The sequence below is a fragment of the Fuerstiella marisgermanici genome (genome assembly GCF_001983935.1).
Classification (GTDB): Bacteria; Planctomycetota; Planctomycetia; order Planctomycetales; family Planctomycetaceae; genus Fuerstiella; species Fuerstiella marisgermanici.
The window spans coordinates 3,431,584-3,456,401 of the sequence record NZ_CP017641.1 but is presented as its reverse complement, the minus strand read 5'-3'; the positions used below and the strand labels follow the sequence as shown (position 1 = coordinate 3,456,401).

The 24,818-nt window shown below is 55.3% G+C and carries 16 protein-coding genes; 4 read left to right on the top strand and 12 right to left on the bottom strand.

Going from position 1 to position 24,818, the window contains the following annotated elements:
• Positions 1–52: 52 nt before the first annotated feature.
• From Fuma_RS12970 to Fuma_RS12955, 4 genes are all read right to left on the bottom strand, one after another.
• A complete protein-coding gene (locus tag Fuma_RS12970; protein WP_077024515.1) occupies positions 53–2,569 on the bottom strand; it encodes a serine/threonine protein kinase in 2,517 nt (838 codons plus the stop codon).
• Positions 2,570–2,713: 144 nt separating this feature from the next.
• Positions 2,714–3,379, bottom strand: a complete 666-nt coding sequence (locus Fuma_RS12965) for a PspA/IM30 family protein (RefSeq protein WP_077024514.1) — start codon at positions 3,377–3,379, stop codon at positions 2,714–2,716.
• A 145-nt stretch (positions 3,380–3,524) separates the two neighbouring features.
• Positions 3,525–3,869 (bottom strand): hypothetical protein, encoded by a 345-nt coding sequence (locus tag Fuma_RS12960; RefSeq protein ID WP_077024513.1) that lies wholly within the window; start codon positions 3,867–3,869, stop codon positions 3,525–3,527.
• Positions 3,870–3,926: 57 nt separating this feature from the next.
• Complete coding sequence (locus tag Fuma_RS12955) at positions 3,927–4,370, bottom strand: RNA polymerase sigma factor (protein WP_077024512.1); 444 nt, start codon at positions 4,368–4,370, stop codon at positions 3,927–3,929.
• 326 nt (positions 4,371–4,696) lie between these two features.
• On the opposite strand from Fuma_RS12955, the gene Fuma_RS12950 reads away from it, so the two are divergent.
• From Fuma_RS12950 to Fuma_RS12935, 4 genes are all read left to right on the top strand, one after another.
• Positions 4,697–5,284 (top strand): TetR/AcrR family transcriptional regulator, encoded by a 588-nt coding sequence (locus Fuma_RS12950; protein ID WP_077024511.1) that lies wholly within the window; start codon positions 4,697–4,699, stop codon positions 5,282–5,284.
• 233 nt (positions 5,285–5,517) lie between these two features.
• Entirely contained in the window at positions 5,518–6,510 is a 993-nt protein-coding gene (locus tag Fuma_RS12945; protein WP_099091799.1) for an alpha/beta fold hydrolase, read from the top strand.
• Positions 6,511–6,902: 392 nt separating this feature from the next.
• On the top strand, positions 6,903–7,364 hold the full coding sequence (locus tag Fuma_RS12940) for a nuclear transport factor 2 family protein (RefSeq protein WP_077024510.1): 462 nt from the start codon (positions 6,903–6,905) through the stop codon (positions 7,362–7,364).
• Between the two features lie 75 nt (positions 7,365–7,439).
• Positions 7,440–7,982 (top strand): carboxymuconolactone decarboxylase family protein, encoded by a 543-nt coding sequence (locus Fuma_RS12935; RefSeq protein ID WP_077024509.1) that lies wholly within the window; start codon positions 7,440–7,442, stop codon positions 7,980–7,982.
• Positions 7,983–8,123: 141 nt separating this feature from the next.
• On the opposite strand, the gene Fuma_RS12930 is transcribed toward Fuma_RS12935, so the two are convergent.
• The 8 genes from Fuma_RS12930 to Fuma_RS12895 form a co-directional block, all read right to left on the bottom strand.
• Entirely contained in the window at positions 8,124–9,341 is a 1,218-nt protein-coding gene (locus Fuma_RS12930; protein WP_077024508.1) for a prenyltransferase/squalene oxidase repeat-containing protein, read from the bottom strand.
• Positions 9,334–14,034, bottom strand: a complete 4,701-nt coding sequence (locus tag Fuma_RS12925) for a hypothetical protein (protein WP_083732017.1) — start codon at positions 14,032–14,034, stop codon at positions 9,334–9,336. Before Fuma_RS12925 ends, Fuma_RS12930 begins: the two co-directional genes overlap by 8 nt.
• Before the next feature lie 142 nt (positions 14,035–14,176).
• Entirely contained in the window at positions 14,177–17,029 is a 2,853-nt protein-coding gene (locus Fuma_RS12920) for a hypothetical protein (protein WP_077024507.1), read from the bottom strand.
• 133 nt (positions 17,030–17,162) lie between these two features.
• Positions 17,163–19,556, bottom strand: coding sequence for a BatA domain-containing protein (locus tag Fuma_RS12915; RefSeq protein WP_077024506.1), 2,394 nt, complete (start codon positions 19,554–19,556; stop codon positions 17,163–17,165).
• A 48-nt stretch (positions 19,557–19,604) separates the two neighbouring features.
• Entirely contained in the window at positions 19,605–20,570 is a 966-nt protein-coding gene (locus Fuma_RS12910) for a DUF58 domain-containing protein (RefSeq protein WP_077028278.1), read from the bottom strand.
• Between the two features lie 98 nt (positions 20,571–20,668).
• Positions 20,669–21,754 (bottom strand): AAA family ATPase, encoded by a 1,086-nt coding sequence (locus tag Fuma_RS12905; RefSeq protein WP_083732016.1) that lies wholly within the window; start codon positions 21,752–21,754, stop codon positions 20,669–20,671.
• The gene (locus tag Fuma_RS12900) at positions 21,751–23,487 is read right to left on the bottom strand and encodes an EF-hand domain-containing protein (RefSeq protein ID WP_077024505.1); all 1,737 of its coding nucleotides are present in this window, start codon (positions 23,485–23,487) and stop codon (positions 21,751–21,753) included. The genes Fuma_RS12905 and Fuma_RS12900 overlap by 4 nt, the downstream gene beginning before the upstream one ends.
• The gene (locus Fuma_RS12895; protein WP_077024504.1) at positions 23,484–24,815 is read right to left on the bottom strand and encodes a DUF1501 domain-containing protein; all 1,332 of its coding nucleotides are present in this window, start codon (positions 24,813–24,815) and stop codon (positions 23,484–23,486) included. Before Fuma_RS12895 ends, Fuma_RS12900 begins: the two co-directional genes overlap by 4 nt.
• Positions 24,816–24,818 lie beyond the last annotated feature (3 nt).

The window sequence follows — 24,818 nt, the reverse complement described above, 5'->3', positions numbered from 1 at the left end:
TGACACTGAAGGTTGCCATCTATACCATCTTATCCAATGTCGCGCAATCCGCCTATAGCGATGTCGTATTGCCTGACTTTCTGTTGATGAGTCCAATTCGCACGGCACCATCATTGCAGCCCATTGCGAACAGTAGATTATTCGGATTCGCGTAATTCGGATCGAAAGTGATGCAGTTGGCAACATAGTCCAGAATTCCTTCGCTGCCAAAGAGAAAGGCCTTGGGGAATCGGCCTACGTCTCCAGCAGCGGTAGTTGTCGTTTCGACGACGGAGGCGTGCATCGGAACCGGATTAACTTGGCGTTCTGAGATGGCAGTTGGCGAAGCCGCTTCACGCACAGTCCGAACAGACGCGACAACGATCGCAACGCAAGTCGTCAGGTAAGCAACGACCTTCCATCGGCGTTTGTTTGTCTTTGACAGCTTTCCGCCGAGTACCAATGCCCGAGCTTCTGCGACTCTAAGTCTTGCGTTCAACAGGGCTCGCTGATGCCGCAGCCGATCGAGTGTTGTCGTTACCTGAGCCAACCGGCTGTGTGTGTGTCCCAGCTCGTGTTGCTGTGCGTCAATCTCCTTCTGCAATTCGGCAATGGTTTTATGACACCGATGCTTCTCGTTTGCCAGCTCCTGCCGAGTCCGCTCGTCTGGTGCGTTGGCGAGCCGGTGAACAACCTTTACTTGCGCCTGCTGCCAATCGTCTTGCTGCTCGATAAGCAACTCCAGCGCCGCCTTGCCGTCTGTCTGGTGCTGCAACAACGCATCTCTGCGCTTGGCGTATTCTACAATTGCGCCGTCGACCTGTTGCTGTGTATTCCGCAACTCGTCCCGTACCTCCGGCGCAACGCGACCGAAGCCACTCAGCAGCCGTTCGCGCAACCGTGGCCACAGAGCGGGCCGTACAGCCTCGTCAAGACCTTCCAGCGTTACTGGCGGATCTGAAAATCGGGGCGACAGAATGACGGTCGATTCTCTGCCGCTGCGTGGCGTACTACCAGGCGTCAGCTTCGCAGCATCGGGCGCAGAGGTACCAATTTGTGAATCACCAACAAGGTTCTGCAGATCCTCCAGCACGGACTCAGCGTTGGCGTACCGATCGTCCGGGTTCTTCGACATCAGCCGGTCAACGATCTGCGACAGAGCCAATGGCAGTTGCGGCAAAGCTTCGGTCAGCGACAGTGGCGTTTCGTACACGTGCTGGAAGATCAGGGCGGACGTCTCATCGGCTGAAAACGGTAGCCGGCCGCTGAGCATTCGATATACAACGATTCCCAGGGAATAGAGATCCGACCGGCCGTCCACCGCATGTCCGCGGCCCTGTTCCGGCGACATGTATTCTGCAGTCCCCATCACGGTGCCTGTGGCCGTGTGCGCGTGATTACCAGTGAAAAACTTCACCAGACCGAAATCGGCCAGTAGTGCGCGCTGCAATGAATGGTCGATCAGCAGATTGGCGGGCTTGATATCGCGATGGACCATGCCATGTTGATGGGCATGGGCGAGGCCGGACAACACCTGCCGCATCACAGTCACGCTTTGCTCAATCGGCAACGATCCATGGCGTTCGAGGACTTCTGAAAGTGATTCGCCATCGACATGCTGCATCGCGAAGTACAGATAGCCTGCAGCTTCACCCGCGAAGAAGATCTGGACGATGTTGGGATGTGACAGCCGAGCAGCCGCAGCAGCTTCCTGTCGAAACCGTGCGACGAAATCCGCTTCCCTGGAAAATTCCTGCGGCAGGACTTTGATCGCAACATGCCGGTCCAGGTCCGCTTCGTAACCAAGATAGACATCGCCCATTCCGCCGTGGCCGATCCGGCGAATAATTTCGTAGTGGCCCAACCGATCAAACGGGATGTCCAATTCTTCTTTTTCAACACGATGCCGTTGCGTCGCTGGCGTATCGGCGGTCAGTTTTCCCGCCGGAACAATCGATACGGCTTCTATCAACGCCGGAGCGACGACTGGCTTTTGGCCTATGTCGCCGTCAGCTGGAAGACCACCCGTCTGCTGCGCGGTCGCGATTGCGATTGCAAGCTGCTCCGCCGTTGCAAAAGTGCGGTCCGGTTGAGTTCCCAGAGCACCATCGATCACCGGCCTTAGCAAAGGCGGAACGCGGGATACGGTTCGGGGACTTGACAGATAGGAATCCACCGACTCCCCTGTCAGGCGATTGCAGGCGAAGGCTCCCGTTTGAAATAGATCGATGCGCACCGGGTTGGCGGTAATTTTGCGCCGTGTCAGAAGGGCTTTTGCTTCGGTCAGCGTGGTGGGAAGTATCAGCCGGGTAGTGCCGCGGAATTCAGGCGGAAAGTTGTCTGAGTTTTCTGCCGTACCGTCGATTGTTACTGATGCCGACGGGGGAGACAGCAGAATGCCACCTTCTTCGTTTTCGTGGACGGTGAGTGGGTTGATGTTTCCGTGGTACTTTCCTGCGGCATGAAGCCGCTTCAACTGGCCAACCAAGTCGGCCAGATTGCTCAGAACTGTTGCCGCATCACTGCCCTTCTGTAAGTCGTTGGACGTTGCGGCTCGTGTTCCGGTTTTGTCAATGTTTGCGCCACTCATCAGACCACGATCTCGGGTGTCCTTAATTTGTGAGCAGTGTGAGATGCTGACGGAACGGAAGCGGACACAAATTGGTGGATCAGGCCCGCCATTGGCATTTCTAACTCACAAACAGACAAAAACGGAAATAATGGGACCGCCGCATTATTGGCCCGCTTTTCGATGAAGCTTTAATGCTTCGAGTTCGGCATCGACTTTGTTGCTGGTCGCGTTGGGCAGACAGGTGTCACCACGTAGCTCAGCCAAAGCATCGGCTTCTGCCTCGGCCTGCTCAACTTTCTCGCGCATTCGATCGAATTTTTCGAACGCTGCATCACCGACCGTGGGATCACAGCCTGCCGACATGCTCGAAAGCGCCTTTTTCCGCACCTCCGCCGCCTGTTTACGTGCTGACAGTGTGGCCAAATTTCGCGTCGCCTCCGCAAGTTTGGCGTTCATGCCCTCGAGTTGATGCCGCAGCGTTTGCGTGGCGGGTTCAGCCACTTCAAGCTGGTCTCTTAAGGCCTGCACAATGTTACCGTGCGCTAGCTTTCGCGACAGAGCCTTTCTGGCAAGATCGTCGTTTCCCACGTCGACGGCTGATTCGGCTTCCGCTGTCCAACGTTTCACGTCAGACTCATTGTTGACCAGTTCCCTTTTCAGCTTCTTCTCGTTGGCGAGGACCCTTGCGGTGTCTAGTTCCGCTGCCTTGATCGATTCCTTCATCTCGCGGATCGCCTGCTTCAGCATCTTCTCCGGGTCTTCGTGCTGTTCGACCATTTCGTTCAAGTTGGCTGAAATGATGTCGCTTATTCGCTTAAACAGGCCCATGAGTAAACCTTTCGTCAGAATGTGAGTTTTGCAGTGTGGTGCCCTGTCCAAGTTCATGTCGCCAAGGAGCTAGTCTGGACGAATTTCTGAAGAGAATCCAAAGATTGGCCAGAACTTCGCTGCTGCCGCCGAGGTCAGTTGATTTCTAAAGGGCATTTGCCCCCTTTTCAGGAGGCGAGGTTTTGGCACCGTAGATTCCGGACAGCACTTCGGATTTGACGCGACAGCTTCCGTCGCTTCCCTGTTCCAGTTGAGAGTGGCTTTGTCGGATGGCAGCCTCAAGCCCTCCGTTCCGATTCAGGTGGTCCGCCAACTCGTCCCATTCGCGTTGAAATTCCTGGTCCAGTTGGCCTGGAGTTGAATATTGGCCGACAATATCACGGACCTGCGTTCGCAGCGATTCGGCCAAGAGACTGCGAGCCTGTTTGAACCACCCTTGGACGGTCGTGAGTTCCTCGCCAAGACAGTCCGCAACCTCCGCATGACTCATCTCTTCGCAGACGCGGCCAAAAAGTACGCGGAAAAGATGAATCTTTCCTTCCCGCAGTCACCGATTTCGCATACTGCCAAGGCTTCGTACCAGGACTTCATCCAGCCACAGCGATTCGAATACGTCTCGCTCATCCGCTGGCACCTCAAACTTCAAAGGGCCTTCTAAATCCGGTGAAGGCCCCTGACCGTCCCACTGCACTTGCTGATTCCCCTTCTTCCGGCGGCGATTTGCAAGTTCCCGGCGAACGACAGAACATAACAGGGTCCTGAGTTTGGCCGAGCGATCTTCCGTCCAACGCAACAACAGTTGGTTTCGGAAAATGATCTGAAAGGTAACGCTGGCGACATCATCTGCGTCGGATGCCTGCAACTTACCAATCCGCATGGCAAACCGGCGAATTGGTCGCCAATAGTCGCTCATAAACTGATGCCAATCGTTTTCGGCATGGCCGCCGACTAATCGATGAATCAGTGTGACGCGTGTCTCTGGAAATGGCATGCGGGAATACTCACGCTAATTTTCCGGAACAACTCTAGCCATGGTGCCTGGTTGTCCTGAACCCGCCGGGTGAAATTGTCTGGCTTAAGGTGATTCAATGTCGATGCGAGTGGGCTGATGTCAACAGCGCGACACAAGAACTTCGATGTGACTGCCCCGGAATTCGGAACCCGACGAGAAACGCTACAACGTTTTCCGAAATTGATCAAGCAGGAAGAAAAAGACCTTGGGCGAAGAGCCGAGGCTCCAGTGGTTCTCGTTAGATGTTTCGGCGACTTCCATAGACGCCACTTGACGCCATATAGACAGGTCTGTATATTTCAGACATGAGTAAGGCACGACCAAAATCTGACGCTCGACAGCGGATCCTTGAGACCGCAGAACGGCTTTTTTACGCCGAGGGCGTTCGGGGCGTGGGTATCGATCGGATCATTGCCGAAGCGGAAGTCGCCAAGATGACGCTTTATAACCACTTCGCGTCAAAAGATGATCTGATCCTGGGTGTCCTGCATTACCGGGAAGAGAAGTTCGGGGACATGTTCGAACGGTGGATGGAGCGGCATTTGAAGAAGGGGATGGATCGCATCGAGGCGTTCTTTGCGGCCTTGAAAGACTGGTTCAAGAGTCCCGGCTTCCGTGGATGTGCATTCATCAATGCTTGCGTAGAACTTGCTGATGCGGATCACGCGGCGTCACAGTTTTCAGCCGAACATAAAGTCAAGTTCTATGCAAAGCTCACTGAGATCATCACGGAAACAGCCGGCCCAAAGGCCGCGACCGTCGCTCCGGCGATTGCGTTACTGGTTGAAGGAGCGATTGTTACCGCTGTAATGGAACAGTCACCGAAGTCAGCGGACACTGCGAAAGAAGCTGCTTTGGCATTGATATCGAAAGTTTCGAGAAAGCGGGCGTAAGTTTTCTCTTTTTTTTGCCGTCTACAATACAGACCTGTCTGTTTAGCAGAGAAGCAAATTGATGCCTCAGATTCAATCACCGATTCGGCCGCAATCAGTGTCAGTTCAGGCTGCTGGCCTAATGCATGCGGGGCACACCGCACTTGTCGGGACCGCCGACCTCATGCCATGACGAATTGTCTCAATCAAACTGAATCCGATTTTCTCAACACACTACCCCTGGAAATTGAACGATGAAAACCTTGAAGAACCGAACTGTGACCTTCTTCCTTTCCTCGCTCGTTGCGGTCACGTCCACGACGGCGATCGCACATGAGCCGAGCACCTCCACGCAGGTGTTTCATCGCACCGTAAAGGTTAGTGGGCTGGACGTCTTTTACCGAGAAGCAGGGCCGAAGGATGCCCCGACATTGTTGCTGCTGCACGGGTTCCCGACTTCTTCCCACATGTTTCGCAATCTGATTCCAGCGCTCGCTGACAAGTTTCACGTTGTGGCCCCGGACTACCCTGGCTTCGGCAACAGTTCGGCTCCGTCGGTGCAGGATTTCGACTACACGTTCGACAACCTTGCAAACGTGGTCGAGCAGTTCACTGAAGAGATAGGACTGACAAAGTATTCGATCTACGTAATGGACTATGGTGCCCCCGTTGGTTTTCGGCTGGCCGCAAAACACCCAGACCGAGTGGACGCGCTGATTATCCAAAACGGCAATGCCTACGCCGAAGGGCTGGACAATGAATTCTGGAAGCCGATCAAAGCGTATTGGAAGAGCCGCACCAAAGCGCAGGGCGATCAACTGCGATCCTTTTTGACGATCGATGCGACGAAGTGGCAATACACGCACGGAGTTCGCGACATCGAAGCAATCAGCCCGGATACGTGGAGGCATGATCAGCCGCTCCTGGATCGCCCTGGCAATCAGGAAGTTCAACTCGCTCTGTTCTATAGCTACGGCAGCAATCCCCCGTTGTATCCGAAATGGCAGAAGTATTTCCGCAAGCATCAACCGCCGACGCTGATCGTCTGGGGCAAAAACGATGAGATTTTTCCTGCTGAAGGAACACATCCCTATAAGCGTGATTTAAAGAACCTGGAGTTTCATCTTCTCGACACGGGCCACTTCGCCCTGGAAGAGGATGGAGCGACCATCGCCACATTGATCAGAAACTTTCTCGGAAGGCAGGTCGATGCGGGCCGCCAAGAGCAACTGCCTTTGGGCAACTGACCGTAGTTTCGGTCTCCTCGTTTGTTTTTTTGCACCTTAACAATACAGACCTGTCTGTTTTTGTGTTACCTGCTTCGAATCATGCAAAAGTCGAGCCCCATGCAACGTACCAATTCGAACCACCGTAAATCGGATCCGCACGGGTCGCTGTGACCAATGGTGTTGAGCTCATTTCCCATGTTGTGCTCGGATTAATCACCACCTTACTCAATAACGTGGCTGATACGAAAATCGTTGGGCCCGCAGGCAAACCCGCTCGACGCATCGAAGTTTTCGGCAGGCAGAGTCTGAGCCGGTCTGGCTCACTGAATTGTTCAAAAAGATTACCCAGTGTTTGGTCTTACCACCCGTGCGGCGATTCGTCCACATTGCCTTTTTCAGGAGTAGAACTCATGCCCGCAATTCGCCCCCCTTTCACGCTTGAAACTGCAACCGCCAAGGTCCGTGCCGCTGAGGATGCGTGGAACAGTCGTGACCCGGATCGAGTGTCGCTTGCCTACACCGACGACTCGGTGTGGCGCAATCGCGATCAGTTTGTTCGCGGCAGAGCTCAGATACGTAAGTTCCTGACCAGCAAGTGGGACAAGGAACTCAACTATCGACTCACGAAGGCTCTGTGGAGTTTCACTGACGACAGGATCGCCGTGCGTTTCCAGTACGAATACCACAATCCGGAAGGCCAATGGTTTCGAGCCTACGGAAATGAACTCTGGGAATTCGATAACGAAGGCCTCATGCAACGACGAGAAGCGAGCATCAATGATGTCGCGATCGAAGAAGTTGACCGCAAGTTCCACTGGCCCGCTCCCGGCGCTCGCCCAAATGTTGACGCCCGAATCCCAAACGTCGAATGAACACTCACATAACGATTGAATCACGCAGGCTGAGTTGTCTGCTTTTTTAACCCCTTTTCCGATAGGAGAACCGCAATGTCACGTATTAACACGCTGCCTACTGAAAATGTCCCCAGCGATACCAAAAAACTGTTTGACCAGGTGCACGCGAAACTCGGCCGTGTCCCGAACCTTATGCAAACGCTGGGGCATTCGCCGTCAGCATTAAGAGGTTACCTCAGCCTGAATGAATCTTTGAGCCACGGCACATTGACGGCCAAGGATCGTGAACGGATTGCCCTCGCTGTCGCAGAGCACAACGGCTGTGACTATTGCCTTGCTGCCCATTCAGCGATCGGGAAGATGGTCGGACTCAATCCAAACCAGATCGCTGAAAGCCGAAATGGTTATGCAAGCGATTCAAAGGCAGATGCGCTCTTGAGATTCGTTCAGCGAGTTCTGGCTTCAAACGGTCAGATCGATGATTTAGATCTCGAACAGTTCCGCGCTGAAGGTTACTCGGACGGAGACGTCGCTGAAGTGATTGCGCACATCAGTCTCAGTGTTCTGACCAACTTCTTCAACAACGTGGCAAAAACGGAAGTTGATTTCCCTGAAGTTGAACCGATCGCTGCCTAACAACTATGTGTAGCAGGGGCCGGTGAACTCAAACAGTTCATCGGCCCTTCGCATGCGCGGAGTTGCGAAACGATCGACCAAACCTGAATTTAGCAAGTGGCCTCGCAATTGGTTATGGCGAAACAGTTCCGCCGTCGGAGACTATCGTTGGTAAATCGGCAACAGTTGATAGGCAGGCGTGAGAGCCAGTACCGCCAGTGAGGTCGAATAGGTGCTGCCGAAATTGCGTTCCGTTCCGCTGCCGACGGGCCAGGAACCGTCTTCGGTTTGTTCGTTGATCAGGTTTCGTGCGATCTGTGGGAAGATTTCTTTCCATGTGTCACCGCCAACCTGAGCCATCGCCTGGCTACTGTAATACGATGCGAGATAGAAGTAGCTGTTCTGCCAGGGTTTGGGGTATTCACGTTCGCGGAACCAGGCAATGCCGACCGGAATCGATTCGTGTCCCTGGCGGCCTCCCAGTATCAGCGTCAACATCGACGACGCGGTGTTGGCCAGTGTGATTTGTGGATTTCCGTCGGGATCGGACGCCAGAGGTCGATAGCGGAACACACCTTTTTCATGCAGGGACGGATCGCGTTCGTAGCAGCGCTGCACAAAGTCGAGTCCTTCGTCGAAGTGTTGCTTGGGGACGTTGAACTCCGCATTTTTCGCTGACCGCAGGAACATTAGCGCCCAGCCGGTGACGGACATATCGGACGCCGCGTTGGGGGTTTCCGGATACCCGTAACGCCAGCCGCCAAAGTCCGGCAATTTTGTTTTCTTGCGCGACTGCACCTCACGGTGGTAAAGCAACGCCTTTTCAATAGCGACTTCGATTTCTTTGGACCGTTCGGCGGTCGTCATTCCATAAACTTCCCCCAGCATCAGACCGGCGATGGCGTGGTTATACGTGACCGTTTGCGACGGCGTGAGATGGCTTGCTGGTGGTGTGACAGGAAGCAGCGAAAAATAGCCGCGTCGTCGCTGAGTCGACAAGACAAAGTCGATGGCGCGAGTGATGTTGCTGCCGTAGCGTCCCTGGTCGGGAAGGTGCCCTCGCGCAAGGAAAGCCATGACGGCCATGGATGTCACGGCCGGTTGAGCGATCTCATCACTCGGGAATCGGCCGTCTTCTCCCTGTTGACTGGCCAGCCACGCGAGTCCCTTGTCAACAGACTCCTCAACGCGAGTCCATTCCCCAGGCGGCAGGGCGGCGCTGAGATTCGAGGACTGTGCGATGGGAGACGTCGCCTCCTGAGCTTCGACCGTTGCGGCGCATACAACTAGAGCGTAGCTGGAAATCAGGACGCATGACCGAACAGCGATCACCGCTCTTCTCAGCGACTGGGTGCCTTTTTGTCGGACCAATCTACTCATCCTCCACTCCAATCGTCGTCAACCGACGAATCGCGTCCTGGTATTGTTCGATCGGACGACGGTAATCTTCCGGTGGAGTTCTGGTTCGCACCTGCCAGAGCCCATCATCCAACGTGGACATCAGTTTGTTCCATTGCGAATCCGGCAAGCGTTGGCCAGCTGCCAACGCCTTTAGCATCGCTGACGCCTCATCAGATTCAGCCAGCTTGTCCCATGCGTCTTCGGGAATCTCGCTGTCATTCATTTGCTGCAACATTCGCTTCATCGCTTCCGTTTTTTGACGCAGCTTCTGTTGGTCTTCTGCAGACGTGTTTTCGTCGGCCGCTTTCTCTTCGAGCTCCTTGATGGTCTGAGCCATCTTTCTCTGAAGTGCCTCCAGCATCTTCTTCTCTTCCGCCTTCTGTCTTTTTTGCTCGTCCGTCATGTCGCGAGCGTCGATGTCCTGTTCGTCCTTTGGTTTCGCCCCCTTCCGCTTGAGTGCCGCCATCATTTCCTGTTTTGCTCGGCGAGCGGCTGCGTTGCCGGAATCGCCCAGCATCCCGCTACCGTTCTGCTGCCAGGTCATCGTGTCAGCAAGGACTCGTAGATTGCGAGGCCGATTGGGAATTCCCATTTGAGCTTCAATGTTGGGTTCACGTTCCAGTCGAGCAAGAAACTCGTCCAGTGTCGGATCCTGAAGATCGGCTGCGGATGGATTTTGCCCTTCGCGTTCGTCCAGGACTTCGACCGTTTTTCGTTGAAGTTTGTCGAACAGTTCTTCAGCGGTTTCGAAACCGGCGAGCGATCGTTCCTGTTGGTCAGCCGCTTTATTGATGTCATCTTTCGACAGAGCGAACGCGGCCGCAGCCTGGTTGAAAGTGATCGCCTCCATGACTCTGTTCAGTTCGCGAGCCAAATTGCGAACTTCCTGCGGCATGTCCAATTCGCCGAACTGATCTTCCAGCTCGGTTTCGATGTTCAGCATTTCCACTCGCAGCAGTTCCGTCGCGATGGCATTTTGCTGTTGGTCCACCTGAGCGAGGCCATGGTAGTTATGAGTTTCCAGAAAGCCGGCCGCTTCTGCCCATGCATCGGCCTGGTCAGCCAGGACGCGCGCTTCTGTCTGTCGAGCGGTCACGTAATCCGACACGCCTTCCTTGGTCTCCCCTTCGAAGTTTAGTTGGTCTAAAGCGGCCGCAAGTTCGCTAAGTTCGTAGACTACTTTGTTCGCATTCGCACTGAGTTCGACTTCTGCATCGGCATCTCCCAACGCTTTGATTGCCTTCTTCGCATCCAGCGAGGACGCGCGAGATAACAGAGCGACCTGCTTTGCGTGTTCAATAACCAGAGCGGCAGTTCCGCGTGACGTATCCAGAATCAGCGGCATCTGCTTTTGGACGCGCTCTGCGAACGCTTCTGCATCCTTAGCCAGCGGCGCAGCGGCGTGAAGCCGAATCTCTGACACCAGCATCCACAGGTTTTCACGCTGAGCTTCCTGAACTCGCTGCCAGCCACTGACTTCCCGAGCAATCTCATCCTGGCGATCGAACAGTTCTGTTAATTGGTTTCTAAGCGATGACCGGCGACGCTTGATGAGGTCCATGTATCTGGCAAGCAGACGCGGATCATCAGCCAGGATGCGGCCGAATTCCGCCATCATCTCGCGTCGCATTGTCAGAACTTCCGCGAATCGATCGAGATACGATTGATCGACTTCGATGACGTCCATCTTTCGTTTGAGCGGATTTCTGTTCTGGCGAGCTTCCCGCATCAGCTGCTGAGTTTTTTCCACGTAAACTTCGTACATCGTGACCGCTTCGTCCAGCTTGTCAGCAAGGTTCTGTTCGCGAACTACTCGGTCGTATTTTTTCAGCAGGTCATTAAGCAGCTCCCGTGCACTGATCACATGATGCAGCCCTTCCCTGGCGTGGGTATCGGCAGCGACGTCAGGTTGGCGGATCGACACGAAGACACGATCACGAGCGGGCGTGACATGAGTTCGACCGATGTCGACCATCTGCAGGCCCACAAACGCAAACTTGTCGTCCTGTGTTTCAATGCGAAGGTCTGCGATGTATGTTTCGATTTCGTCCAGTCGAATGTCCAGGTCTCGATAGCGATCACTGCGTTCCGCTTCCGGAGCTGCCTTGTTGACCAGCAGGCCGAGACCTTCTTCCACTTTCGCCAGCATTTCGTCAATCTTGACAACTCGATCTCGAATCTTGCCACTCTGCTTTCGGCGTTCATCTTCGGCCGATGCGACAGCGAACAGCCGTTTAGTGACCTTTAAACGACGCCGGCTTGTTTCACGACGCTGGCCATCATTCGATTGAGCCGTTTGGCGAATGGGGGAACTCATGGAAGTTTTCGGCTGGTCGTTCTTTCTGCGATCCTTCGGTTGCGGAGCGTTGCTGCTGCCAGACGAGTTTTTGCCGTCGTTTTCTGCGCTGTCATTCTGCGGCATTTTCTGGTTGCCACCTTGTTTGGCGGGTTTGCCGTCTACCACCGCGATAGCGGTATCTGACTTAGGCTTTTCGTCAGCGGCCCCGTTTTTACCTGACGATATTTCGCCCTGTTGAGCGGTTGACTCAGCAGCGTTGTCATTGCGTGTCTCCTGTTCGGCAGGCATTTTTCGGTCGCCAGGATTCTCCGCGGACTCGACGGCCTTTTTGGCATCGTTTGATTTTGCCACGTCTGAATCGGCGGCCAGCTTTCCGTCATCTTTAGTGTCGGCGGCTTCGTTTTCGCCGCCTGAACCGTCTACGGGCTTGTTGTCGTCAGTTGCTATCGTCTCACTCTTGTCACTGCTGCCGGTCTCGACATCCGTTGCAGCCATGAGCTGGCGTTGCGCGGAATCCGCCTCCGCAGTTTCTGCGACCGCCAAATCGGTGGACTCGTCGCCTTTCGTGTTTGCAGCGTTGTTCGTGTCATTTGAAGTCGGTGAGCTTTTGTCGTCCACAGCCTCTTCGTTGTTGCTCGTCCCTGCGACCAAAGTTGAGGCGTCTACAGAAGTTTTGCCTTCCTGGCGAGGACTTTCCCCAACTTCAGCCACGCGTTTGCCCACACCCTCTTCGGTCTCAGATTCGGCGCGCCCCTCCAGTCTATCCTCGGGGGCTTCGCCCGGGCGAGCTTCCGTCGATGCGAGTTGTTTCCGCATGTCATCCGGATCGATCTCCATCATTCGGTTGTCCGTCACTCGAATCGAGTAACTAATATTCGCGCCGTCTTCGAGCCCCAGTTCCTTCAGATCAAGCTTGGTTTTGGCCATCACGTGCTTCTGCATCGTTTGATCGCCGAGCGGAATTTCCTGCACTGCCAGGATTTTCGGTTCTTCACCTTCCTTGGCTTCGTTGTAAATCACAAGTTCTGCAGTGGCAATGCCGTGATCGTCGTGAGCTTCAAACTTGATTTCGATTTCTTCGTCCAAGCTGACTGCCATTTCGTCGTTCGGCGTGATGACTCGAGCCACCGGAGCCTTGTCTGCCACCACACGAATGCGGCAAACGCGGCTGTCTTCATTGATCAGCCCGTGCTCATTGCTGAAGTGAGGACTGAAGGAAAAGTCTTCCAACAGAGGCGTCTCAAAACGATACCAGCCATCGGCGTCTGGCTTCAGGACGATTGTGTCTTTCATCACTTCCGGCTTAGCGGTCACGTCTTTCGCTTCCGCGATTTCTGCGGGCGATTCCAATTGCAGTTCGAAATGCGTGAGAGCCGCGTGGGGCTTCATCGCCAGCGACAGCATGCTTCCCTGAATGGCTCTTAGGCGTCCGGGAATCAGCGTCTTTTCAATCGGAGCCTGACCGACGTATTCAGGAGCGGTGACCGTTAACTGCACCTCAGCCAGCGATGGATAGTCGATGGCTGAAACCGTGTGCCACTCCGTGCGACCATCCCCTGCCTGAAGGCGATACCGAAACGTGTCGTCAACATCGACGTTGCAAACAAAGAAACCGGGGCGGTCTTCGTCAGGTTTCAATTGCACGATCTCCGGCTGCGCCCCGACGCTTTCCATTGTGAACGTTGCAGATTCACGCGGCAGACCGGAGAGCATAGTCACCAGTTCCACCGATTCACCGCGAGGAACCGTTGCATCGCCCGTGACACTTTCCAACTGAGTTGCCGTGATTGCAGCCGTTGGTTGCCAGAATCGCCGTAGCAGCACTGACGTCTGAGACCAGTTGGTCGCCAAAAATGCCGTGAATCCCAAGGCTGCAACAGTCAATAAGGTGATCGGTTGCTTCAAGGCTGCGGGACGCACGACCTGTTGAGGTCTGACCAGTGCCCCCATGGCCACGGCTTCGCTGGTCACCTGCTGCAGCATGGCCTTTTCGGTTTTGGACTTTGGCTTGCGGGCAGACTTCGCAAAACTGGCGATGGTTGTCCAACGTTCTTCCAGTTGAGGGATTTCGTCGTCGACACTTTTCGCGGCCGACATCCAACCGAACGCTTCGACCACTGGACGGAAGCCAAAGTACAGCAGCGTCGCACATGCCAACGACAGTGAGACCGTCGTTAAGATCATCCGGACTGTGGTGTCGAAGATGGTGAACCACCAATCTGCCATCATCGCGACGAACATTGCAGCCAATAAGACGGCAAGACTGAACGCGGCAGCTCGACAACAGGCCAGCCCCGCCCCTCGCCAACGAATACTCTGCAGCTTTTCGCGGATGGCGGAAGGAAACGCGATATCTTCGATGACTCTGGACATGATTCGTACTCCGGCTTGACGCGTGGTGGGCGTCAGCCTGCTAATTCCAGTCAGGTAATCTTAGCTCTGATAAATTCGCTATCGTTCAAAACCGGGGAACTCGCGTGCCCCTTTTGCCTTCGTGCGGCAGAGACGAATCTCCTCACGAAAGCCCCTTCCACTTTCTCACAATCCACTCGGTCTGCAGGCAGCCAAACACGAGCCACAAATATTTCCACTGCAGCCAAAGAGGCGTTGTTTCGATTCTTTCCGTGACTTCTGGTTCCAGATTCGTCAGGCTTAAGACTTCTTCAACTGCTGTTGGCGGCAGCACCTGCCCGCCAGTGATGTTCGCAATCTGCTGCGCCAAGGCGCGGTCGCAGCGTGTGTCGAGTAACTCGACCGGCAGCTCGGCCTGAACCGTAAAACTGGCTGTTGACGCTTCCTGCTCGCTGTCCTGCAGAAGCTTGTCAACGTCGGCACCAACCGCCTGAACGCTGTAAACCCCGGCGGCCAGATTGCGAAAGGCACCGCGGTACTGACCGGGAATTTCTGCGTCTGCGACAATGGGACTAGACTGCTGATCATCGTCGCGTTTCGCAACCGCCTGCAGGCCTTCCGCAACCACCGGCACGCCATCTTTGTCCGTGAGTCTTACGACAACCTGCACAGGTTCATTGCTGGTGTAGCGACTTTTGTCCGACTTGATCCGGACCGCTTCTGATCCCGCCGACAGGTCTGCTGCGATGGCCCAGCGAAGTAATTGCCCCCAGAAACGATAGTGCAAACGGTCGCCTCGCAGCAGTCGCAGTCGCCATGTGTCCGGTGCCGCCAGATACACGGTCATTCCTCGACCTACCGGTTGCCAACAGAGCAAAGCGTTTTGCCTTGCAGCATACTCCGGGTCGAGTGTTCCGTGCGGCACGGCGGAGATCAGCGTGTGAGCGGAAGCTCGTGGTTGTCGCCAATCGTTCACTTCATAGATCGGAGACACCTGATTCACGAAGTTCCATGCGTTACGAGTTGCTTCGTCGGTGTCGCCGATCATCAGTGCGTTGTGATCGCGGCCTTCTTCCGTCACATGGAACGCGTATCCCGAATCGGCGATGCCTTTCTGGTCGTCAGCGACCGGCGACACAGGCACGATACTTTCCAGCGGATGATCGACGTAGGCCTGAGGCATTGCCGACGAACCGGCAATCAACACGACCGTACCGCCGCGATCTTTGAGGTATTCAATCAGAGATTCCTGAGACGCCGCCGACAGATGGTTGGGTGCCAGATCTCCGAGGATCACAACGTCGTACTGGTCCCATTCCTCCACGGTGGTCGGAAACGTGCCGCTTTCCTGCCGTCGACCGGTTGCGATCTGGCGAGGCTGAAACAGGAGTTCATCACATTCGACTTTGGGATCGCGCCGAAATAACTGAGCCAGATAGCGGTATTCCCAACGCGGCAGTTCGTCTGCCAGAAGAATTTTAATGTCGCTGCGAGTCACGTTGACCTCGAACTCGTCGAAGTTGTTCTTATCCGTTAGCTCGCCTTCCAGCGGACTGATCGCCAGTTGAAATTGCTGCACGCCGACTTCTGACATTTTCTGTTCGAAGCGAATTTTGCGAGTTGCGAAACCGGAATCAATTTCGACCACTCGTTGGTCGATCGCTTCGCCGTCCTGCATCAACTGAACGAAACAGGATTCGCCTTCACAGTCGTGAGCCTGCAAAGTCGCTTCGATCACGATGTCGTCGTTTCTCATTGCCACATTGGGCACAAAGACCGACTGCAGAATGACGTCTCGCACGTGCTGAGTATTGCCGATCGGCACGATGTAAATCGGAGTGCCTTTCAGGTCGGCCGCCACATCGCGTGGATTAACAGCGGTGGATCGGTTGTGCCCCACGTCGGTGAAAATGAAAGCGGCGGCAAGCGGTTGTTCCAGTCGGTCACGGTTAAGTTGTTCCAGAACCGCCGAAAGATCGGTTCCGATCTGATTAACTTTGATGTTGCCTTCCTCGTCTGCCGCCGGAAGCCGCGAAGTGATTTCAGTGGCTGGATCGTCCTGGCTGGTCACGCGCGTGAGCGACTGATCAAACGACGATATGCGCACGTCTGCCTTCTCCTGCAATGGAGTCAGGACGCTGTCGTGCAGCGACGCCAATAAACGCGTGGCTCGCGTGAGTCGTGGCGTCTGCTGAAACGACGTGAGAGCATTCGTAGTGCTGCGGCCAGCTCGCTGAGTTCCCTCTTCGGCGACATCGCGAGCCAGTTCGTTGAGTTGCCGGCGAATTCCAGCCACACGATGCTGCAGGTCCGGCAGACTTTCTCGCCAACCCTTCTGTGACGGCGTTCGGCCTTTGCTTAACGCGGCTGCAAGTTTTGAGAAGGTTTCGAACTCCGGTCCATCCAGCGACTTCGATATCCGCGAGGCCAATGGCAATTGTTTTCGTGTGCCCGCGTTCTGTGAGACCGGCCCACCATATTGACCTTCGACAGCGGCAACGTTCTCACGGACTCGATCCAACGCTGCACTGGCAGCGCCGGTGGATTCCACGACGATGCTTTCCCGCTGATGTTCGGTTAAGGCCGCGGCAGCCGTTTGCAGGTGGCGCTCAGCAATGCCAGCGGCAACAACCGCCTGGTCCGCGGCCTTGATGGCGGCATAATCGCCGTCGCCATATTGTGCAGCGACCCAGTGAATTTCGTCGGCAGTGCCGGGCGGGTCGATGGTTCTCATACTACCACTGACGTCAGTGATGATGGCAACGGACTGCCGAGTCGTTGCCGTTTCAACGCGGATGTTTGCGGGTGCCAGAATCATCCAGACAACGGCGGCCAGTGCGGCGGCTCGAAGGATCCAAAACAGCACCGTATTTTTCTGACCAAGGATGAATCGTTCTCGCCACAGCGAAAACGTAAACAACGCCAGCAACAGCAGTAAAACGAACGCGGCGACCGGCCACCCGAATGGGCCTTCCAGCGTGAAATGTTCTGCGTTGTTGATGGTTGTGGGTTGCATGGTTTGTTTTACGGACCGACGGCCCGGCTCTGTAACGATCCCGTTATAAACTCTTTGCTTGAATTCAGTGCTTCAGAATAAAAGTTGCAAGCCGCCTGACCTTTCGCCTGTGAACCTTCCAGTCCATCGTAATTCAAACTTCTATCTCTTGCTTCCGATCTGCCCCAACCGAATCCATCACCGCCTTGTTCCCGAACGCCATCGGTAATCCGATATCTCCGCTGGCGAACTCGCCGCTTGATTCCGCAATGGCTTCTGAACCGAATCGTTCGCGGGAGATCAAACCGGCCAGCAGCAACTCGGCGCTCATAAACGCGATCAACAGCATCAGCAACAACGGCCACACCGGGTCGCTGTGACTGGATCCGCCCATTCCGTTACTTAACAAATCCTGTTCTAACCCAGCCGTATCGGCCAGCAGTTTGTGATCCTCTGCGGTCAGCATAGCCAGGTCGGATTCGCGTGGACTACGTTGAACATGGAACGGCAGTCGTTCACCGGACAGGCTAAGCTCCAAAGAATAATCGCCGGGAAGAATCGTGCGACTGGAACGAAAGATCACTCCGTCGCCAGCCGCATCTGCCGTCAGTTCAATTTCATCGCCATGAGGCGTCCGCAATACGGCGTCAGTGTTGTCGGCGTCGGACAGGTGCACGGCAATCGGGTCACCGGGCGAAAGATTGTGTCGCGTCGCTCGAGGTGCGGTAAGGTACGAAAGCCAGTCCTGCACCATGACGACAAATGCCTGCGACTTCGCGATGTCACTCCATTGATCCATTCGCAACGGCACAGACTGCACGATGACGCGACCACGACCAAAATACTTTTCAACCGCCAGCGGTTCGCCGTTGGTAAGACTTAGCAGTATCGAAACATCTTCGTCCTGCGGCGGCGGTACGAAGCGAACTCGCCGTGAAATCTTCACATCGCTGGTGTCGAGTCGCTCAGCGTCTGCCAGTTCCTTTGTCGCCGGATGATCACGCAGCGACGGGTTGATCGTCGTTTTTCGTTTGCCGGGGTCAGCTTCCGCGACAATCCCATCAAGCGCCAGCGGAGCGAGTCCCTCGCCGTCGGCGAACAGATACTGATTGAAGACCTCAATGTCGGTTCGTGGCCCCAAAGCCAGCCAAAGCCCGCCGCCATTAAAGACATACTGGTTTAGTTTCTCAATCGCTTCCTTGCTCAGGCTCTTCAAGTTCGGAATCACGATGGCTCGGTAAGAACTCAAGTCCGTTCGTTCCAGCCCAACGGGCGTGACGGTTTCCGGCTGGTGCACGCCGCGCGATTCCAGCGGTTCGCCATCAACGTAACCCATCGCCGCCATCACGAAGTACGCGTCCTGCTGCATTTCAGCTCGCCCGGCTGCGGATTCGACCACCAACACGGGCACTTCGTTGACCACTTCCACGACCACGGTTGCCGTATTGTCGGCCGCGAGTCTGTCATTGGCGTCGATCGAACATGAGATCGCATAGACGCCTGGATTGGCGAAGGAATGATGCCAGACTGCATCGCTGGATTCACCGCCGCCAATTTCAGACACGAGTTCCCTGTGTTCTTCGTTGCCATTCACAAGCCAGCGAACAGAGCAATCGTCGGCGGCGACACGCGAATGGTTCTTAATCTGAGCAGTCGCAGTAAAGGCCTGGTCAACTCCAACCACAGTCCGGCTCGATTCCACATGATTGACGGCCACATTGGCGACTGCAGCCACGTCTGAAGTGACTTCAACGATATCCAGTTCCGTGGGCAGTTGTGCAGCCTGCAGCACGTCCTGAAAACGTCGCCAGCCTTTGTCGTCTTCGGTTGTCCAGTCGGCCGCCTGTCCGTCGGTAATCAGGACAACTCGCCGTTTCTGACTCACCGGTTCGGCGTCGGCCTGCACTGCCGTGAATAATGCTGCCAGCAGGTCACTGCCTCCGCTTGTTGGCCGAACGGATTCCAGTTGAGAATAGACCAACTCCTGGCCGCTGGCACCAACGCGAAACGAACCCGCCGTTGCCCAAACCGGATAGGGAGACGCCGCCAGAATACGAACCGTGTCGCCCGGCTTCAGTCCCGCGAGTTCAGCCTTCGCTCGTTCGATGATCTGATCGAACAGGCGCTCGTAAGCTGGGCTTCCGGCTGCTGCCGTGTTGCGAAGCTTGTTCTCTCCGGGCCGATCCGATCCGTTGACGTTCGAGCTGGCCGCTTCGACGACGGCAGCCGGATTGGTTGATCGTTGGGTCGACATGGAGTTGTCCAGCACGAGGATCAATTCGCGGCGTTCGTTCGTGCCCAGCCAATTGCCCGGCAGCATGGGTCGAGCCAACGCTAACACCAAAGTTGCGACCGCGAGAACTCGCAGTAGCAGCAACAGCCATTGCTTCAGTTTGCGAGCACTTGTTTTTCGCGTTGACGCTTCCAGCAAAAACTCCATCGCTCCCCATTCAATCGTGACATTGCGTCGCCGATCCAACAGGTGCAACAAAATCGGTGCCGCCGCCAAAGGCAAGGCGGCAAGGAATGCGATACTAAGGAAACTCACGGAGTAGATTCAGTTTGGGGATTGGAATTGTGAAGTTGGCGAATCACGTTAACCGTGTCCTTTGGCGCTGCGTCCTCGTAGAAACCAGCCAAGCGTTTCTGCAAGATCCTGATTAGTTGTCATGCGCACGTAATCGCCGCCGAGTCCCGTGACCAGTTCCTGCAGACGATCAAGGAAGAGTCGCATTCGCCGCAGATATTCGTCGCGGACAGCAGCAGGATCCAGATTGACTTTCTGTCCTTTCACTTCCAGCGATTGGAACGATGACCACCGCCGAAAATCAAAATGAATTTCTTCAGGAGCCAACACGTGCATCACCACCACATCATGCCCGCGAGCCTTGACCACACGCAGTGCCGTTGCCAAGTCGTCGAGGTCTCCGAAGCAATCAGAAAACAGTACAAACAGCCCGCGCCGTCGCATGCGAGGAATGATGGCGCGAATCTGGACGCCAAGACTGCCGCCCTCCGAAGCGGTTGCTGCCTGTAGGATCGACAGGATGGCGCGAAGGTGAGCCGCGTTTTGTTTCGGTGGCAGAAACATGGGGTTCTGCTCGTTTAGAATGACGGTGCCGACGGCGTCACGCTGATGTAACAACAGTCGAGCGAGACAAGATGCTGCCTGCCTGGCGTAATCAAGTTTACTGACAGTGGACAAACCAAACTTCATTGAACCACTGGTATCCAGAGCCATCATTCCGTGCAGATTGGTTTCTTCCTCAAACTGCTTGATGAAGTAACGATCGTTGCGAGCATAAACCTGCCAATCGATCTGTCGAATCTCATCCCCCGGCGCGTACTGACGATGCTGAGCAAACTCGCAGCAGCCACCTTTGGTCGTGGAACGATGTTTTCCCGCCAGCAGTCCATCAACCACCGTGCGCGACAACAGTTCCAGATTCCCGATCTGGTCCATCACACGAGGATCCACCAGATCCGCCGGAAACGGCGTCGCACCAGTGTGACCAGCCGCCGCGACGGTTGGTTCGGGTTTGGATCGGAACAGGTTGACCATGGAAGTGAGTGTTCGGTTTTCAGTGTTCAGTTTTCGAAACGCAAAACGATGCAACTGTGCTGTGAAGGAACGGCGTGCAAACGACACCGCCTTTGCCGTCACACCGCAGCCTTATGCAACGACTTTGTTCCTTGAATAATCTTTTCCAACACTGAGTCGGCATCAATGCCGGCAGCTTCCGCGTTGAACGTGAGGATGACTCGATGACGTAAAACTGGTTGAGCAACCGCAATAATATCGGCAGTCGTAGCGTGACAGCGGCGATTCAACAAAGCTCGTGCCTTAGCGGCCATCAGCACTGCAATCGTGGCGCGCGGACCAGCGCCCCACTGAATCAGGTTCTTTAGCTCGGCCGACATCTCACTTTCTTCCGGCCGAGTGCCTCGGACCAAATCAAGAGCCGCCTCGTAAACGTGATCGGAGACAACCACATTGCGTACCAGTGACTGCATCTTCTGAATCTGGTCCGCGTCCAGCACAGTCTTTGTTTCGAAGTGATAGTCTGTGGTTTGCCGCCGAGCGATCTCAAGTTCTTCACTTCGGCTGGGATACGTGACATGGATCTTCAGCAGAAACCGGTCCAGTTGAGCTTCCGGCAGCGGATAAGTGCCTTCGGTTTCCACGGGGTTTTGCGTCGCGAGGACGAAGAACGGTTCCGGCAGTTTGTAGGTCTGACCGCAGACTGTCAGTTGACGTTCCTGCATCGCTTCCAGCAACGCACTTTGCGTCTTCGGTGGCGTGCGATTGATCTCGTCTGCCAGAATAACGTTGCCAAACAATGGACCTTCCACAAATCGAAAAATGCGTTTGCCGGTCGTGTGGTCTTCTTCAAGTACCTCAGTGCCCGTAATGTCGCCAGGCATCAGGTCCGGGGTAAACTGAACACGGCGGAAGGACATATCAACCAGCGACGCCATCGTCGACACCAGCATCGTCTTCGCCAGCCCTGGCATTCCCTGCAGGATGCAATGCCCCTTGCACAGCAACGCAATCAAGAGTTGTTCAGCGACTTCGTCCTGGCCGACAATAATGCCGCTAAGTTGGGTCCGAAGTTCTTTGAATTTCTCATGCATCCTGTCCACGGTTTCAGCGACGTCCTTCGACGTCTCCAGGACCGGTGACGCCGCATGTCCGTTCTCGCTGCCCGATTTTTTGGGAGCGGATTGAGTATCTAATCGATTCATTGCTTACCTTCAAAAGCATTCGCTTCTTGAGCACTGATTAACTTATCCCCATCCGCGTCCAGTTCTGCAAACTGTTCGTCATTCCCGGGGAATTCTTTGGCGCTGACGTCGTTGTCCTTGTTGACGTCCATTTGAACAAACCAATTCGGCCCCTTGACGAAGGGCTCTTTACTGGCCGATTGAACGCTTCTTAGCGAGGCCAGTTCCTGATGAGCCACCGGCCCCAGGGCAAAACAAAGTCTGATAGTGGAAGTGGTTTCGTCTCTTGTCAGACCACCGTCGCCATTGCGATCAAATCTTGCGAGACGCTGGTTTAACTGGCGCAGTTCACGGATCGTAAAGCGGCCGTCGTCATTGGGGTCCACGACGGGAAGCATGGGGTAGCCGTCATTGACAGCTCCGATCGAAATCTGATCACTGTTTGTTGATTGCACCGCGCAGAAGTCGACAGTGTCAGAACCAATCTGCAGTGTCACGCTGCGCGGATTCAAGGCAGCCGATTCCGCCGCCGCAGCAAACTCATCGGCAAGCCCAACAACGCTCAGTCGCGACTCGCCTGGCGTTGCGGAATCGAATGTCACATCAATCCGAATGTCGGGCGCACGGTCGCGCAGGCTCTTTAGTTCAGCCGCGTCGAATCTACCATCGACGTTCGTGTCGAAACGAGCCAGGGCAGCAGTGCTCTGAGGGTCTCTTGATGCGTACTGTTGAGCCAGTCGCTGGTACATGAAGGCTGCGTTGGTGTGATCAGGGAGGGCGTAGATCAGCTTTCCGAAACCAGCATGCGTTGCTTCGTCGCGAGGATCATTAGCGACTTCTGCGATCTCGGTATGTTCGATAATGTCGTTGCGGTTGAGGTCACAATCCTGAAACGACTTCACAGCCAACTCCATTTCCTCAGACGACACTTTGCCGTTCCGATCCCGGTCAAGGATGTTGAAAACCGGCGTCTGGTCGGCTCGGAAACGCTGGAAATTGTCGTTGAGATACAACAAAGCAGGTCCGTCCACCCAATTGGTCAATATCCAACGCACTTCGTCCGCGTTGGGTGCTTCCCCGGTCGCCGCCATGTAGCGTTCGATCCGTTCGAACAGAGAATTGGGGGCGACGTACGCGGGCACTTCCGGAACCAAATCAGCTTGGTCGGTATCCGTATCTTTGGGTTTATCGCCTGCTTCGCTGTCTTCTGCTTTTTCAACGTCGGGTGCTGCGGCGACAACCTGGTCGAACACGTTCTTCACGCCTTCCAGTATACTGGTCGCGGCTTCGGCGGGATTGTTTCGCAAAGCGGCTCGCTTCGATTGTTCTTTCCATGCAATCGGATCGGCGACAAATTTCAAAATCTCAGCAACACAATCTTCGCGCATTCGACGAAACGCTTTGCCATCCACCGTGATATTTGCCTCAACCAGAATCGGTTGGGCTGGCAGTGCCAGAATGATTCGCAGGGACGAGTTGTCAGCATCGACGCTGTTGTCTCCGCGACGAATGTGATCCAGCTGGTACTGAGGTAGTTTTCCACCGGGCGTTGTCGGCTGCGTCGGAGGTCGCTGCATGCCCGGCGGCATTTGCGTCGCGTTCGACGCCGGTGCGGTTTTGGGAAGGAATCGCACCGGCACGGAAAGCTTGAGTTCGCCAGCGGTACACAGACTGGCGGTCAATATAACGCCGAGCGTGAGAAGAACTCGCAGCGTGCCTGTGTTCAGCCACAAAGTAGTGCGTATCGTGCTCATGCCAGCACTTCCTTCACAGGCGTGCCTTCTGCTATCGGAATTGGGCGTCCGTCTTCGTTGATCAGCATGGCGTCAGAACCAACTCCAGTGGCTTCCACAAGAGTCGCCAGCAGATCTTCGGCCGCGATCTTTCCGTCTTTCACCATCATGCCGTCTTCGCTGGTGCTACCGTAGGCCTGGCCGCCTGCGATTCCGCCGCCAGCCAGTACAGCCGACCATGCGGCCGGAAAGTGGTCTCGACCGGCACCGTCGTTGATCTGCGGCGTGCGGCCGAATTCGCCCATCCACAGGATGGTGGTCGATTCCAACAAGCCGCGGTCTTCCAGATCGGTCATCAGCGTCGCCCAGCCGTTATCCAGATCCGTTGACAGTCGCTGCACTGCGGTGAAGTTGTCGGAATGCGTGTCCCAACCAATTCCGCCACTGTTTGTGCCGAGTGACACTTCAATGAACGACACGCCCCGTTCGATCAGTCGCCGAGCCATCAGACAACCCTGGCCGAACACGGTCTTCCCGTAGGCTTCGCGCAGTGCTTCGGGTTCATCCGACAGATCGAAGGCCTTGGCGTCTTCGCTGTTCATTAACCGGACCGCTCCTTCGTAAACCGTGTTCTGCGTTGCGGCCGCTCCGGCCTTGTGTTTCGCAAGGAACGACGACTGCAACCCCTTCCACATCTTCAGTCGCTTCTCCATGCGAGCTTCAGTTATCCCGCCAGACCGATTCATTCCCTGGACGCGAAGTTCCGGATACCCGTCGACATCGTTAGACATAGATCCGGGAATATCTGATGCTCCCACAATCAACGGACCGAATCGCGGACCCAGAAAACCGGCGCCAAATGCGTCCTGATTGAACGCGCGGTAAGGCCCGACGCTCACGAAACTCGGCAACCCCGCGTCGAAGGTTCCCAGTTGGTTGGCCAGTGCCGAGCCAATACACGGGTATTGAATCGGCCCCATGGGAACTCGCCCCGTTCGCATCAAATAGGTACCGCGACCGTGATCACCTTCTTTGGTACTTAGACCTCGCATCACGGCCAGTTTGTCTGATTGAGCGGCCAGTTTGGGAAGGTGTTCGCTAAATCGCAGTCCTGGCGACGCGGTTTGGATCTCTTTGAATTCGCCGCCATTTTCGTGGTTCGGCTTCATGTCCCATGTGTCGGTTTGAGTCGGCCCGCCACTCATCCACAACAGAATGCAGTGCCGCTTGCGTTCTTTTTGCTCGGCCAGCTGAGCCGCCAAAGCCGGGAACCAGCCACTTACACTGATCCCGCCGATGCCTGCAGCTAGTGAGCCGAGTAGTCGTCTTCGGGAGAAGGGAGTTGTCATGAT